The sequence below is a fragment of the Rhizobium pantanalense genome, assembly GCF_030182525.1.
Lineage (GTDB): Bacteria > Pseudomonadota > Alphaproteobacteria > Rhizobiales > Rhizobiaceae > Rhizobium.
Genome location: NZ_JAQJCH010000008.1, coordinates 220,925 through 234,562 on the forward strand (window position 1 = coordinate 220,925; position 13,638 = coordinate 234,562).

General features: G+C 59.4%; 13 protein-coding genes. 4 read left to right on the forward strand and 9 right to left on the reverse strand.

What is annotated here, in order from left to right:
• Positions 1 to 80 precede the first annotated feature (80 nt).
• Entirely contained in the window at positions 81 to 656 is a 576-nt protein-coding gene (locus PH558_RS21370) for a PE-PGRS family protein (protein ID WP_095438798.1), read from the reverse strand.
• Positions 657 to 1,156: 500 nt separating this feature from the next.
• Here PH558_RS21370 and PH558_RS21375 point away from each other — a divergent pair, with 500 nt between their 5' ends.
• Both PH558_RS21375 and PH558_RS21380 read left to right on the forward strand, forming a co-directional pair.
• Complete coding sequence (locus tag PH558_RS21375) at positions 1,157 to 2,242, forward strand: hypothetical protein (RefSeq protein WP_285206335.1); 1,086 nt, start codon at positions 1,157 to 1,159, stop codon at positions 2,240 to 2,242.
• A gap of 642 nt (positions 2,243 to 2,884) precedes the next feature.
• The gene (locus tag PH558_RS21380; RefSeq protein ID WP_285206536.1) at positions 2,885 to 3,592 is read left to right on the forward strand and encodes a response regulator transcription factor; all 708 of its coding nucleotides are present in this window, start codon (positions 2,885 to 2,887) and stop codon (positions 3,590 to 3,592) included.
• A gap of 131 nt (positions 3,593 to 3,723) precedes the next feature.
• On the opposite strand, the gene PH558_RS21385 is transcribed toward PH558_RS21380, so the two are convergent.
• On the reverse strand, positions 3,724 to 4,377 hold the full coding sequence (locus PH558_RS21385) for a TetR/AcrR family transcriptional regulator (RefSeq protein WP_285206336.1): 654 nt from the start codon (positions 4,375 to 4,377) through the stop codon (positions 3,724 to 3,726).
• A gap of 193 nt (positions 4,378 to 4,570) precedes the next feature.
• On the opposite strand from PH558_RS21385, the gene PH558_RS21390 reads away from it, so the two are divergent.
• Positions 4,571 to 5,794 (forward strand): multidrug effflux MFS transporter, encoded by a 1,224-nt coding sequence (locus tag PH558_RS21390; RefSeq protein ID WP_095438802.1) that lies wholly within the window; start codon positions 4,571 to 4,573, stop codon positions 5,792 to 5,794.
• Between the two features lie 284 nt (positions 5,795 to 6,078).
• Positions 6,079 to 6,453 carry a VOC family protein gene (locus tag PH558_RS21395; RefSeq protein WP_095438803.1) on the forward strand — a complete coding sequence of 125 codons (375 nt, stop codon included), beginning with the start codon at positions 6,079 to 6,081 and terminating at the stop codon, positions 6,451 to 6,453.
• 319 nt (positions 6,454 to 6,772) lie between these two features.
• Here PH558_RS21395 and PH558_RS21400 read toward each other — a convergent pair whose 3' ends face one another.
• Genes PH558_RS21400 through PH558_RS21430 form a run of 7 tightly spaced genes read right to left on the reverse strand, consistent with a single transcriptional unit; the run spans position 6,773 to position 13,570 of the window.
• On the reverse strand, positions 6,773 to 7,489 hold the full coding sequence (locus tag PH558_RS21400; protein WP_446740121.1) for a maleate cis-trans isomerase family protein: 717 nt from the start codon (positions 7,487 to 7,489) through the stop codon (positions 6,773 to 6,775).
• A 25-nt stretch (positions 7,490 to 7,514) separates the two neighbouring features.
• Entirely contained in the window at positions 7,515 to 8,945 is a 1,431-nt protein-coding gene (locus PH558_RS21405; protein ID WP_285206337.1) for an amidase, read from the reverse strand.
• A 13-nt stretch (positions 8,946 to 8,958) separates the two neighbouring features.
• Complete coding sequence (locus PH558_RS21410; protein ID WP_095438805.1) at positions 8,959 to 9,741, reverse strand: aspartate/glutamate racemase family protein; 783 nt, start codon at positions 9,739 to 9,741, stop codon at positions 8,959 to 8,961.
• The gene (locus tag PH558_RS21415) at positions 9,738 to 10,724 is read right to left on the reverse strand and encodes an ABC transporter ATP-binding protein (protein ID WP_095438806.1); all 987 of its coding nucleotides are present in this window, start codon (positions 10,722 to 10,724) and stop codon (positions 9,738 to 9,740) included. The genes PH558_RS21410 and PH558_RS21415 overlap by 4 nt, the downstream gene beginning before the upstream one ends.
• Positions 10,721 to 11,683, reverse strand: a complete 963-nt coding sequence (locus PH558_RS21420) for an ABC transporter ATP-binding protein (RefSeq protein ID WP_285206338.1) — start codon at positions 11,681 to 11,683, stop codon at positions 10,721 to 10,723. Before PH558_RS21420 ends, PH558_RS21415 begins: the two co-directional genes overlap by 4 nt.
• On the reverse strand, positions 11,680 to 12,555 hold the full coding sequence (locus PH558_RS21425) for an ABC transporter permease (protein ID WP_285206339.1): 876 nt from the start codon (positions 12,553 to 12,555) through the stop codon (positions 11,680 to 11,682). Before PH558_RS21425 ends, PH558_RS21420 begins: the two co-directional genes overlap by 4 nt.
• Complete coding sequence (locus PH558_RS21430; protein ID WP_285206340.1) at positions 12,548 to 13,570, reverse strand: ABC transporter permease; 1,023 nt, start codon at positions 13,568 to 13,570, stop codon at positions 12,548 to 12,550. The genes PH558_RS21425 and PH558_RS21430 overlap by 8 nt, the downstream gene beginning before the upstream one ends.
• Positions 13,571 to 13,638: the final 68 nt, after the last annotated feature.

Here is a 13,638-nt window from a genome sequence, read left to right on the forward strand (position 1 = left end):
CTGACAAGACGAGGCTGCCGATGGGTTCCGCAACCTATGAGGGTCGCCAGCCCAAGTCGGCGACCCCCTGGGTTTGGGGTTCATGAGCCAAGATGGCTGAGATCGATATGGCCGAAGTCGTTCGTGAAATGATCGAGAGCATTGTTCACTGTCGTCGTTGAGGGGTCCGTGTGAACGAGCGCTGCCGAGATGTCGCCGCCGCGAGCCAAGTTGCCGTTGCCGCCGTTGCCGCCGACACCAGCGAGGATGGTGGCATGCTGATCAGCCAGAAGCTGAGTATATTGCGTCGCCGTTGTGTCCGCGCTTACCGCTGCCGTGTCACCGCCGCTTACGCTTCCCTGGCTGCCGTTGGAGTGCGAATCGCCGCCGGCGCCTCCCGCGCCGCTATTCGTGACCGCAGCCAGGAAGCCATTCTGGGCTTGAGCAAATCCACCAGGTCCGCCGCTGCCGGCAGTCCAATCTGCCATCTGCCCCACGTGATCGCCGTTGTGCAGATCGATGGATGCCCCGCCGACCGTTTGCACATTGGCGACATACGCAACTGGATTGTAGTCAATATTGCCATGGCTGTTGCCATCACCGCCGTTGCCGGCACTCGCGTCGCCGGCAACCGGGTCACTGAAATGGATCGTGTCAGATATTTGTGGGATAGGCATTGATGTTCCTCCTTCGATTTCGTTTCGTCCGTGTGGTTCTACGGCATGGATCTCCAGCGTCTCACCGCCCGCAATACAACCGCGGGTGAATATTACCTGCGGTCAAATCTGTGAGCTATCTAGATATTCGGTGACGCTCCTTCAGGCGTATGCTTGGAGATGAGCGCAATTTGACCTCGCTGCGCAGTGATCGGCACCAGATGAGATGGCCATGATCAGGCCCGCGGTCCGATCGATGCGCCTGGTCTGTCGAAGCAAAGGCGGTTCGAGCAAACAGGCGGCATTCGGGTCTCTGCTGCAAGGATGGCCTTGACGCCCCGAATTCGCATCGCAGGGCGCTCCATCCATGATAGCCAAATGGCTATCGTGCTAGCCGACAGGATGTAGACGAATTGCAGGCTCTGCTTTTCTCACGTTCAGGTGCACAATGTGCGAAAAATTATGCCTGCATAAGTTGCTCACCTTGTGGGATGTTCGCTTGATTTGCAATGGAGATGGTTATGACGGAAACCCGTCCCTTATTGGAAGACTTGCCCAAAACAGGCACCGATCAGAACCTCGCCTCCAATTCGGCAGCGGGGCATCTGGCTCTGGTACCGACCTGGCTTCCATTGGATGTCGCTTCGGGGCCGAACTACAACTCAGCCGGTAGCGGCGGCGACGGGATAAGCGAAGGCGTGATCAACAGCAACGCATTGGCCGTCTTCGTGCCCTCCAACGCGGCCATTGCAGGACCTCATTCGAGCGCGGACGCCTTTCAGGGTAACGATGCGCTGGTCAATCAGCATCCCACCGAAATGGCTGGGATCGGCGGAAATGGCGGAAGCGGCAATATTGCGATCGGCGGCGGCGACCTCAATCATGCCGGCACCGGTGGCAACGGCCTCTTTTTTGGTGGCCTCGTGAGTACCGATGTTGCGGTGTTTGCCCCCGTGAACACGGCTGTGGCAGTTGGCCATGGCGCTGAGGCTCACGCCGATCAATCGAACAACGCTGTGTTCCTGCAGGGGGCAACCCAGATCGGCGGCATCGGCGGCTCCGGTGGGGATCATAATGTCGCGATCCACGACTCGACGATGAGCCCGGGGACCGCAGTTACGTTTACCGGTGACAATTATGCGGGGCATGGCGGCAACGGAGTTTTCGTCGGCAGTATGGTCGATGTGAACGTGGCCATCTTCTCCCCGATCAACATCGCGGTAGGCGCCGCAGGCGGTTCGGCCGAAGCCCATCAGACAAACAACGCGATTTTTGATCAGGGCACGATGCAGATTGCCGGCATCGGCGGCAACGGTGGTGGCTTCAACATGTCATCGGGGACGATTTTTACCGGTAACCATGAAGCTGGCGGCGGTGGAATCGGATCATCGACCGGCAGCATGGTTGACGTCAATCTCGCCTATTTCCATCCCATCAATATCGCAGTTCCTGCCGGTGGGACGGCGGACGCCCAGCAGATCGACCATGTTCTCTACGATCAGCATGCACTTCAATTGGCCGGCGTCGGCGGCCACGGTGGTGGCGGCAACCTTACGGACGCCCATTCGGCTCTCGTAGACGACATTCTGGGCTTCGTACATACCTGACAAATAGTCTCCTTGCAGGCATTATGAAGGCTCAACTTCACGAAGTGGTCTTCCGTGCCTTTAAGAACCATATGCTGGATTGCTTCATCCGTTTGGCCTTGCCTCTCGGAGAGATATGGCGTGGAGTGCCCGATCACCGAGACGTAGAATATTCCGCCTTAACCCAATTTACGTTGTTATAGATCCCGACCGTTCGAGGCCGTTGTGTCTGATCGGAACCTATAGGTGCCCATTCAGTATTGAGGCTGCTTTAAGTAGAAGGCTGTGCTTAAAGCGAATCTGATTGACAGATAATGATATTTGGCTGCTTTTCCTGTGGTGTATTTGTTGAATATCATATGTGTTTTTAATGTCATCGACAGCTTTGTTGACACGCTTTCTGCATATGAGTTCAATGAAGTGAATCGATCCAACATATATTAGTGAATAATGATTTCAATGCGATATGCATGCAAAGGTTGACTGTTCTTGAGCCATTGCACGCTATCACAACTCTCGTGAGAGATAAGACTATTGATATCGATAGTACCTCTTTTTTATGTCATGACATGAAACGGGAGCGGGAATAATCTGGGTTGCGGTTGGGCTGCAGATATTCCGGGGAGCGGTCAAGTGTCCAACAGTGCCAAATCCAAGCGTCATATGGGGCGCAATATACCAACTATTGTCGTTATTCAGCATTCCACATTGGCGCGTACGACTGTGGTGAAGCTTCTTGAGCGTGAATTCGCCGGTTGGAATTTTGTCGACATGATCTCGACAGAGAGTCTCGATAGGGCTCTCGATGCCGAGGTACGTTTGATTGCGCTGGATCTGGCCGGCAGAGGTGTCGAGAGTACAAGTCTGCGTGATGATCTCGCCGCAATTGCCGCGCGCTTTCCCCAGGCTCCCATTACCTTGCTCTTAGGTACGGATGATGTCAACATAGTCCGTCAGGCGCTCAAAATGGGCATCCGCGGCTTCTTTTCAACGTCGCTTCCCATTGATATCGCCCTTGCCGGCCTTCGTCTCGTTCTGGCGGGAGGAACATTCTGCCCGCAGCTGTTAGGCGTTGTTGCAGATGAATCAAACGAGCATGCTCCGGCCAGAAACGAGGCGGAGAAAAGCTTCGACGAAAGAACGCAGTATTGGACGATTGCCGATTTCACTCCCAGAGAGGCGGAGGTCCTCGCAGAGTTGCAATGTGGCTGCTCAAACAAGGTTATTGCGGGAAAACTCAATTTGTCGGGGCATACGGTGAAGATGCATCTACAACACATAATGCGTAAGTTGCAGGCGCAGAACCGGACTGAGGTGGTCGCTCGCCTGGTTCGAAGGGCCGAGAGCGGGCACGACGCCTCCCCGAATTAGGGTAGTATCGCACGTGCCAACGTGGTCGATACGGGCGCTGCGCGACCAGCGTCATATCTAGGGCGCAGTAGGGGCGAGGCGTTTACCGGGAAGCCGTCATGTTTCGTATTGCAATCGCAGCCGCGATGCCATTAGCGCTTGCCGAATGCACGCAGAAAGGTCTTCGTCGCTTCGCCTGCCATACGGTGGACTTCTTCCTCTGGAGTTGGACGGCCGATCTGTTGGTTGATCCGCAGATCTGTTGCGAGCAGTGCCATGTACTGCCGCGCGGCAAGTGCCGGATCCTCTATGTCGAGATGGCCAGCCAGCGCCAGCTGCGCCAGGCGAGCCGCGATGGCGGGGTATTTCTTGCCCGGTCCGTATTCCTTCCAGGTTTCGAACAGTTCCGGAAATCTGCTGCCTTCGGTCTCAAGGAGCTTGCGTAGCCAGCGACCATTCGAATCGCAGACTGCCTTGCGTAGGAGAAGCGATGAAAATTCGGTCAGTTCCTTTTCGAGATCGACAGGCGCCACGGGAAATGTGTCCAACACCCGAAAGAAGTCGGCGCTCGACTTCTCAGTGATCTCCGCAACCACGACCTTGAACAGATTATCCTTGTCGCCGAGTTGATTGTACACCGTCTGACGCGACACGCCGGCTCTCGCTGCGATGGCATCGATGCTCGCCGCCGCAAACCCCTCCTCGGCAAAAATGTCTGCGGCCGCGTTCAGGATCGCCTGACGTTTGCTGGTGGCGGGCGAGCAATTCGCTGTCTCGGAAGAAACCGCTGCGGGCGAAGTTTTCATGACACCACCATATAGGACTTGACTAATTGGACAATACTGTCCAAAATATTTTACAGGAATGACGGACTACACGTTGGAACCATTTCCGTCTTTCCCCTGTCCCATCTATAATCGCCCACTCAATCCCCGTCACATGCTTTTTTTATGAGGCTTTGCTTCGTCCGGGGAATGGTGTGCGGGAAAGGTTTTTTCCGTGCAGAGCAAGGATTCCGTTTCATCCCCCGGAGCCGGCGGCTCCCACCATGCCATCGTCCTTGGCCTCCTTTCAGCCGTGGGTCTCTTTGCCCTCGACATGTATCTACCCGCGTTGCCGACGATCAGTCTGGATCTTCACGCGGACAGCCATGCGGTCCAGGCAAGCCTGATCTCCTTCTTCGCCGCCATGGCTGTGTCGCAGATTATCTACGGTCCGCTGTCGGACATGTTTGGCCGTAAGCGGCCTCTCTATGTCGGTCTGGCGCTCTATATCCTCGGGGCGATCGGCTGCGCGCTCTCAACCGATATTGGCTGGCTGGTCGCCTTCCGTTTCATTCAGGGCACCGGCGCCTGTGCCGGCGTCGTGATTGCCCGTGCCATCGTGCGCGACCTGCATACGGGGGCGGCCGCTGCGCAACTGATGTCGCGGCTTATGCTGGTCTTCAGTATCTCACCCATCCTGGCGCCGCTCGCGGGCAGCATCGTAACGGTGTTCGGGAACTGGCGGCTGATTTTTTGGGTCATGGTTTCTGCCGGCGTTGTCGGCTTCGTGGCGGGCCGCTTTTTCCTCGAGGAGACCCGTCCGGTTGCGGCGCGCAGTGAAAGCAGCCTCGGCGGGGCATTGAGAGCCTATGGGACACTCCTTAAGGACCCCTATTATCTCGGTCTGGTCCTGATGGCCTCCTTCGGCATGTCGAGTTACATGATTTATGTCGCCAACTCCTCCTTCGTGCTGATCGGCCATTACGGGCTCTCTCCGAGCTTTTACAGCGTGGTCTTTTCGGTGAATGCGATTGGCTTCATCGGCATGTCGCAGATGAACGGCTGGCTTGCCCGCCGGATTGGTTTGCGCAAGGTGATCCGCGGTGCGGTTTCTGGTTATGCGCTGACGATGGTGGCGCTGGCTGTTCTGATGGCCGGGGGCGTCGATCGCCTCGACATCATGGCGGCCTTCCTGTTTGCGGGCTACGCCTTCCTTGGAATGATCGTGCCGAATGCGGCAGTACTGGCGCTTGAACACCATGGCCGCATCGCTGGCACGGCCTCGGCGATGATGGGGACGGTCCAGTTCATGACGTCAGCGTTGGTGGTTGGCGTCAGCGGCATGTTTATGGATGGCACGGCGAGACCGATGGTAGCCGTCGTCGCCATCTGCTCGGCCATCGTTCTCCTTCTTTCGATCGCAGTGCTGAAGAGCAGGCATGTGGTGGCCGCCGAATAGATCTTGCTGCCCCCAACCGCAGCGGCTTGCGCAGTCCGCTCGCCCGAGGCCCCTTCGGCGCGAGCGGAGTGTGTCTTCAAAAGGGTGGTGATGCTTGGAAGAAAAGGACATATTCCCCTCCATCATGATCAGCGGCCGCAATACGCTGGCGACAATGAATCTCGATTTCATCGCCGATATAGGCAGAATAGACGGGAGAGGGAGCCCAATCGGGGCTTTGCGCCTTCACCGTGGCTAGGCTAGCGTAGGGCAGGGACCATTGGGCATTTACTGGAGATGAAACCATGTTCACTCACGTTATGATTGGAAGCAACGATTTGGAGCGAGCGAGAAGCTTCTACGACGCCACCTTCGCTGCATTAGGAGGCAATCCCGGCGAGATGGACGCGAGAGGCAGGCTGATCTATACCCATGAGGGCGGTCGGCTGATGATCACGAAACCGATCGATGGCAAGCCGGCGACCGCGGCCAACGGCGGGACTATCGGTATCGCCGCCGCGACCTCCGACCATGTTCTTGCGTGGCATGCCGCCGGTACCGCACATGGGGGTATGGCGATCGAGAGCCCGCCCACGGAGCGTCCAAACGGGTCATTCGTCGCATATCTTCGCGACCCGGACGGAAATAAATTAACCGCGCGGACTCCGCCGACGAAGTGACACAGGTGTCAAGCAGCGCCTGGCTAACGGCATGATCGATGCTCAAGAGACGAATAGGCGTGGGAATATCGCCTTCAGGCGGACCTCCGTCATGGCAGCATTGCGCCTTCACTTCAGCCATTCCAGTCATCTTGGCGATTTCCTGAAAGCCGTCGATCGGGTGAGCGCCGGCTCTCGCCAACTTCCCGATCGTTCCTAAACACAACGGCACATCGATAGTGTCGATGGTCGGACGTTATGGCGCGTCTGATATGCCCTCCGGTCCGACCAAGGGTGCATGCGATAGCGCGGTCTCACTTTCGTGTTCCGATGTACCGATCTACGAAAACATCGTTCCGAAGCCGGACACACGGCTCAGATCATACCCCACCGCCGATAATCCGCCGTAAATTGCCGTCGCCACGCTGTCATGTACAGGTATCCCATGTGCTGCTTCCAGTTGATCAACGAGCGAGGCACCGGCGAGATTGGTGCAAAATACAGCGATTGAATCCGGTTTTGACAGTGCAAGCTCGTCGACCATCTTAGAAATCTTTTCGCCTGTGACCTGGCTGAAGCTGAAATTGTCCCGAATGCCTAAATGCCGTTCGCAGATGATATCGACCCCTTCATTGGCGAAGGACTTCACGATCGCGACCTGGACGTCGTCGGTATAGGGGGAAACCAAGCCGATCCTCTTCTCATTTCGCTTACGCATCACGTCGAAGAGGGCAAGCACCGATGTCGACGCCTTCACGCCCGTTGCCTTGGTGATGCGCTCGCATAGATGACGATCGCTGTCGAGGCCGAGCCAGCCGGCACTGGTGCCGTTCCAGACGATGACATCGACCTTGGCGTCGGCCAGCAATTCGGCAGCCGTCATCATCGGACGGTCGTCGAACTGGCTCAGTAGTGCGGCGTCGAGCCCGATTGCGGTGACTCGGAAGCGGGAGAAATGCGCCGTCACGTCGGGCAGTTTCCGGAGCATCTGCATGGTCACGGGTTCGAGGACGGTATTGGAGGATGGAGTCAGCATCCCGATGCGAAGCGGTTTCACGGGTGTTTCCTGATTGTAGGGTTGATCATGCATGGATGGGCGGGCGGCCAATTTTCGGCAGAACTGCCTCGAAGGCTGCAGCCGCCGAAAGCACCTGCGCGTCACCGAGATGGGGACCGATGATCTGCAGGCCGACCGGTAGGCCATTGACGAGGCCGCACGGTACGCTGGCGGCCGGCTGACCGGTCAGATTGAAGGGCGACGTGAAGGGGCACCATTCGTAGGGGGCAATGGGCTTGCCGTCGATTGTCGACGGACCGTCTTGGTCTTTGGGGAAGGCAGTGACTGAAAGAGTGGGCGTCAGTATGAAATCGCAGCCGCTCATCACCTTCGCTATTTCATCGACGAAGGCCTTACGGGCGGTGATGGCATCCGTGGCATCCTCGAAAGGTCGTGACTCGGCAAGCAGATCTGTCACCGCCTTAGAGACGGGAAGCGGCTTTTCTGCAAGAAGCTTGCGCATGCCGGTCAGGTCGGTTTCGAGAGCGACCATGGCCTTGAAGGTCGCGTGCACGGCGATTTCAGGCGGAGCACCGACCACCAGCTCCAGTCCGCAGGCACCGGCAACCAGCGAGACTGCCCTGTCCGTTGCATCCTTCAGCGCCTGTTCGATCGCGTGGTCATACCAGGTCGGCCAGTAGAGGACCTTCGTGCCGCGGGGCAGCGGGGCGATGCTGGTCCAGTCGAGATCGGCACAGGGTATGGACCAGCGGTCACGCGGATCGGGGCCGGCGATAACGGAGAGCATGAGCGCTGCGTCGGCAACGTCACGGGCGATGGGGCCGATATGCTCGATCGATTCCCAGCCCGAGACGCCTGGAAGCGAAATGTCGCGGCATCCCGGCCACAGGGGTACGCGGCCCATCGCCGCCTTTATGCCGACCAGGCCGGACAGGGCTGCCGGCAGACGCACGGAGCCTCCGCCATCGCTGCCGATGGCGATGGGGCAGACACCGGCCGCCACGGCTGCTGCCGAGCCTGCGCTGGAGCCGCCTGGAGATCGTTCGGTGTTCCATGGATTGCCGGTGGCCGGAAACAGCAGATTGTTGCCATGCGCGCCAAAGCCGAACTCGGAGACATTCGTCTTTCCGAGAATAATGGCATCGGCGGCCCTCAGCCGTTCGACGACGATGTCATCGGCATCGGGGACATAGTCGGCATAGAGGTTGGATCCGAAGGTGGTTCGTATGCCCTTCGTCAGAACCAGATCCTTGATTGCGACCGGAACACCGGCGAGAGGGCCAACCGGTTCGCCGCGGGCGATCCTGCCATCAAGCGCGTCGGCAGCCGCATAGGCTTCTTCGCGCGCAAGTGTCGCGAAGGCATGGATGATCGGCTCGACCTTGTCGAGAGCCTTGAATGCGGCGTCCAGTATCTCGCGGGTCGAAACCGCGCCGGAAGAGACGCGCTGCGCGATCGTGCGGGCTGACAGGGTCGGGTATTCTTCGATAGGCATGGGTATCCTCCTGCTATGAGAGTGTTTCGTGCCGGGGCGATGCCGAGCGTGCGCTTGCCAGCAGCGAACGTTCGAGCGCTGCCGAAAGGCCGATGGACGGTTTCGGGTCCGGTCGGCGAAAGCTGCCGGCGGATGCCTTTTTCGGATTGAGGGCGACGAGAAGCTCGGCCTGTTTGACGGCGGCGACGACGGATTCCACCACCGGCACTGGGATTCGGTCGCGGACGCGTGCCGCGAGGCCGGCGAGCGGCGCACCGGCAAGGATGATGGCGTCGGCGCCATCGTCTTCAATGGCCCTGCGCGCCAGCTCGACCAGCAGCTCTTCCTTCTCGTCTTGTACATTGGCCAGCGATGTGAATGGTCCGTCGAGAAGCCGGATGCTTGCCAGCCTGTCGAGCAGGCCGTGCATTGCCACGCATTCGCGAAACCACGGTCCGAGCGCGCGCGAAAAGGACACGATCGAGAAGCGCTGGCCGAGCATGCAGGCGCTGAGCATGGCGGCTTCGGCAAGGCCGATCACCGGGACCGGCATCAATTCCCGTGCGCCGCCGAGGCCCGGATCGCCGAACGCGGCGACGAGGGCGACATCAAAAGTACCTTCCCGTTCCGCCAGGACATCCAGAACAATGCTCGATGCGATCGCGGCTTCCGCCCGTGTTGCGATATAGGAAACGCCGCGGGGCGCGGTCACGGGAATGAGCGTCGATCCGACCGAAAGGAAGGGGCCCGCTGCCCGGACCAGAAGATCCGTTACGTCAGTCGACGTGTTGGGGTTGAGGAGCAGAATTCGGGTCATGATGGATCGCCTTCAGCCGCGCGATGACAGGCCACCAGATTGCCGTCGCCGCCTGGTGTCAGGGGCGGCATGGCCTGCGTGCAGACCGGGAGTTCCACCGGGCAGCGGCCAGCGAAGCGGCATGCGTTCGGGTTCGGATCGATCGGACTGGAGGCTGAACCTTCGAGTTTCGTGCGCGCGGAATTCTTCCGTTCTGGATCAGGAATGGCGTCGATCAGCGCCTGGGTGTAGGGATGGCGCGGATTGAAGTAGACGGACTTTGAGGGTCCGAATTCGACGATTCGTCCGAGATACATAACCGCGACCTTGTCGCAGAGAAGCCGGACGACGTTGAGATCATGAGACACGAAGAGATAGCTCATGTTTCGCTGCTTCTGCAGTTTCGACAGGAGATTGAGGATGAGCGACTGAACGGAGACATCGAGTGCAGATGTCGGTTCGTCGAGAACGAGAAGCTTCGGATTGACGGCGATTGCCCGCGCGATGCCGACGCGGGCTTTCTGGCCGCCCGACAGCTGGTGCGGATAGCGGCTGCCATATTCCCGCGGCAGCCCGACATCGTCCAGCGCTGCAAGCACCCGGTCGGCGATCTCCCTGCCGGGGCCACCAACGAGACGCTTCAGTGGATCGGCGATCGCCTGAAACACAGTGAAGCCCGGATTGAGGCTTTCCGTCGGATCCTGAAACACGACCTGGATGTCCCGTCGCAGAGGCGATCCGCCGAACGCCTTTGCCGGCATCTTTCCGACTTCGACGCCGGAGAGCCTTATCCCGCCTTCTGTCGGATCGATCAGGCGGGCGAGCACCCGGGCGAGCGTCGATTTTCCGCAACCGGATTCGCCGACGAGACCAATGCATTCACTCTCAGCTATTGTCAGGTCGACCTGGTCGACGGCGTGAAGCATTTTCCGGCGGAAGGTACCGACGGGATAGTGTTTCGACAGACCGTGGATTTCAACGAGTGGCGAGGAGGGAGCGCTCATAGCGGGTGCCTGCAGCGGACGGAGTGATCACCACCGATCGGGCGAAGCGGGGTCGGCGCGGTTTGGCAGTCCGGCTGTCGCCGGTCGCAGCGATACAGGAATCTGCATGGCGGAAGCTCGCCTCGCAGATCGGGCAGGCTGCCCGGGATAGAAGCCAGGTGCTCAAGCTCCGTCTCCGCCGTGGGCGTCGCGGCGAAAAGCCCTTTCGTATAGGGGTGTGCGAAATGCGATTGCAGTTCACCGGCCGGTGCGACTTCCACTATATGGCCGGCATGCATTACGACGATGCGGTCGCAATATTCCCCGGCAAGGGCGAGGTCATGGGTGATCAGGATGGCCGACATTCTGGTCTCCTGGACAAGGTCGCGGATCAGATCCATGACGACCGCCTGGGTCGTGACATCGAGTCCCGTCGTCGGCTCGTCGGCGATCAGCAATGACGGAGAGCAAGACAGCGCCATGGCGATCATCACGCGCTGGCACATTCCGCCTGAGAGCTCGAAGGGGTAGGCTGCATAGCATCGCTCTGGATCCGGGATGCGGACGCGCGCAAGGGCGGCAATGGCCGCGGCCTTGGCGTTTGCCCGGGAGACCGGGCCATGCCGCCGCAACACATCCTCGATCTGCCGCCCAACCCGCATGATCGGGTTGAGGGCGGTGCGCGGACTCTGGAAGATCATCGACAGCTCGCGACCGCGAATGGATGCGAGCGGCGAGGTCGGGCCGGCCAGATCGATTCCCCCGAATTCTACCCTGTCCGCCGTGATCGCGGCATTGTCGTCGAGCAGCCCCATCAGGGCATAGGAAAGCACGGACTTGCCCGATCCGCTTTCGCCGACGATCCCGAGGATCTCGCCCTTTGCAAGGGAGAAGCTGACATCATTGAGAACCTTCACAGTGCCCGATCGCGTCCGGAAATCGACGTTCAGGTTTTTTACGGAAAGCAGAGGTACGCTCATGTGCGCCTCCTTGGGTCGATAATGTCTCTGAGACCGTCGCCGATCAGGTTGAAGCAGAAAACTGTGATGACCAGTGCCGCGCCGGGAAAGACGAAGGTCCACCACTCGCCGGAGAAGATGTAGGAGGCGCCCTCCGAGACCATGATGCCCCATTCCGGCGTTGGAGGCCGCACGCCAAGGCCGATGAAGGAAAGACCGGCCGCGTTGAGGATCGCCCAGCCGAGATTAAGGGATCCCTGGACCATCATGGTCGGCAGGATATTCGGCACGATATGGAACGCCAGTAGCCGGAACGGTCGGTTGCCGCCCATTCTCGCCGCCTCGACGAAGGTCATGTTGCGGCGGACATTGACCTCGCTTCGAGCGAAACGGCTATAGAACGGCAGGTTGATGATGGCCGTCGCCAGCACGATGTTCTCGATGCTGTTGCCTAGGGCCGCAACGATGCCCATCGCCAGGACGAAGAGCGGGAACGCCATGATCGTATCCATGAAGCGGCCGATGATGGCATCCGTCCAGCCACCGAAATAGCCGGCGATTGCGCCGGTCGCCGTCCCGAAGACGAACGACAACACGACGGCGCCGATCGCCATGCCGATGTCGAGCCGCGTGGCGATGGCAACCCGACTGAGGATGTCGCGGCCTAGCGCATCGGTTCCGAAAGGATGCGCCAGGCTCGGCGCCTTCAGGGCCGCGGCCGGCTCCACCGCCAGCGGATCGTAGGGTACGAGCCACGGTGCCAATAGCGAAACGAGGACGAAGAGCAGCAGGATCAGAGCTGCGGCCAGCGTTAGCTTGTTTTCGCCAGCCATATGCCTGGCATCTCGCCAGAAGGTGCTGGCCTGCATGTTTGATGAGGTGGTTTCAGCCATCGTAGCGAACCCTCGGATCGATCGCGGCCGCGGCGAGGTCGACCATGAGGTTGAGGAGGATGTAGAGGATTGCCATCATCAGCACGAAACCCTGGACGGCGGCATAATCCGACGTGATGACGGCATTGACGGCATAGGCGCCGATCCCGGGCCAGGCGAAGACCTGCTCGACCAGTACATTGGCGCCGAGCAGGAAGGAAAAGACCATGCCGAGAATATTGATGACGGGCAGCATCGCGTTGCGCAGGCCGTATCCGTAGACGATCCTGGTTCGAGAGAGGCCCATGGCGCGCGCGGTGCGACAGAAATCGCTGGAAAGGGAAGCCAGCATGGAGGCGCGGGCGATGCGGGCGATCGGCGCTAGCGCGAAAAGCCCCAGCGAAATGGATGGAAGCACGAGCTGAGACAGGGAGGCCCAGAATGCCTGGATGTCGCCTGCCAACAGCGTGTCGACGAGATAGAGACCGGTAATCGTCGGTGGTATCGAAAAGTATGTGTCGTTCAGGCGACCGAGCGGTTCCGGCGCGATGCCAAGCCTGAAATAAAAGAAATAGACCAGTCCCAGGGCGACGAAGAAAGTAGGGAAGGCTGCTCCGACAGAGACGATGATGCGGCAGAGATGGTCGATCGCCTTTCCCGGGCGTGTCGCGGCCGCGATGCCGAGCGGCAGTCCGATCAGCATGGCGAACATAAGCGCGCAGAGCGTCAGTTCGATCGATGCCGGCAGTCGCGTGACAAGATCATGAAACACCGGCTGGCCGCTGGAGAGCGAAATGCCGAGATCTCCATGAAGAAGGCGCGAGGTATAGTCGCCGAATTGAAACCAGAGTGGTTTGTCGAGCCCGAGAGCCTTGCGGATCTGGGCAATGCTTTCGGGCGTTGCGGAGGATCCGGCATAATAGGCAGCCGCATCGCCGGGCAGCGCCCGCGCCAGCAGAAACGTGACGACGACAACGCCGATGATGCTGGGGATCGCCGTCGCGATCCGCTTTGCAAAACTCAGGGCTATCTTCATGAACTCAATCTCCGCGCATCACGTTTCTAAGCAATTGGCCGATACGGGTTAGATGCCGGGGAACTGCC

What these genes read in the sequence shown, in the direction of transcription:
- PH558_RS21370 (WP_095438798.1), bottom strand. Translation starts at nt 656, where the DNA reads ATGCCTATCCCACAAATATCTGACACGATCCATTTCAGTGACCCGGTT.
- PH558_RS21375 (WP_285206335.1), top strand. Translation starts at nt 1,157, where the DNA reads ATGACGGAAACCCGTCCCTTATTGGAAGACTTGCCCAAAACAGGCACC.
- PH558_RS21380 (WP_285206536.1), top strand. Translation starts at nt 2,885, where the DNA reads ATGGGGCGCAATATACCAACTATTGTCGTTATTCAGCATTCCACATTG.
- PH558_RS21385 (WP_285206336.1), bottom strand. Translation starts at nt 4,377, where the DNA reads ATGAAAACTTCGCCCGCAGCGGTTTCTTCCGAGACAGCGAATTGCTCG.
- PH558_RS21395 (WP_095438803.1), top strand. Translation starts at nt 6,079, where the DNA reads ATGTTCACTCACGTTATGATTGGAAGCAACGATTTGGAGCGAGCGAGA.
- PH558_RS21405 (WP_285206337.1), bottom strand. Translation starts at nt 8,945, where the DNA reads ATGCCTATCGAAGAATACCCGACCCTGTCAGCCCGCACGATCGCGCAG.
- PH558_RS21410 (WP_095438805.1), bottom strand. Translation starts at nt 9,741, where the DNA reads ATGACCCGAATTCTGCTCCTCAACCCCAACACGTCGACTGACGTAACG.
- PH558_RS21415 (WP_095438806.1), bottom strand. Translation starts at nt 10,724, where the DNA reads ATGAGCGCTCCCTCCTCGCCACTCGTTGAAATCCACGGTCTGTCGAAA.
- PH558_RS21420 (WP_285206338.1), bottom strand. Translation starts at nt 11,683, where the DNA reads ATGAGCGTACCTCTGCTTTCCGTAAAAAACCTGAACGTCGATTTCCGG.
- PH558_RS21425 (WP_285206339.1), bottom strand. Translation starts at nt 12,555, where the DNA reads ATGGCTGAAACCACCTCATCAAACATGCAGGCCAGCACCTTCTGGCGA.
- PH558_RS21430 (WP_285206340.1), bottom strand. Translation starts at nt 13,570, where the DNA reads ATGAAGATAGCCCTGAGTTTTGCAAAGCGGATCGCGACGGCGATCCCC.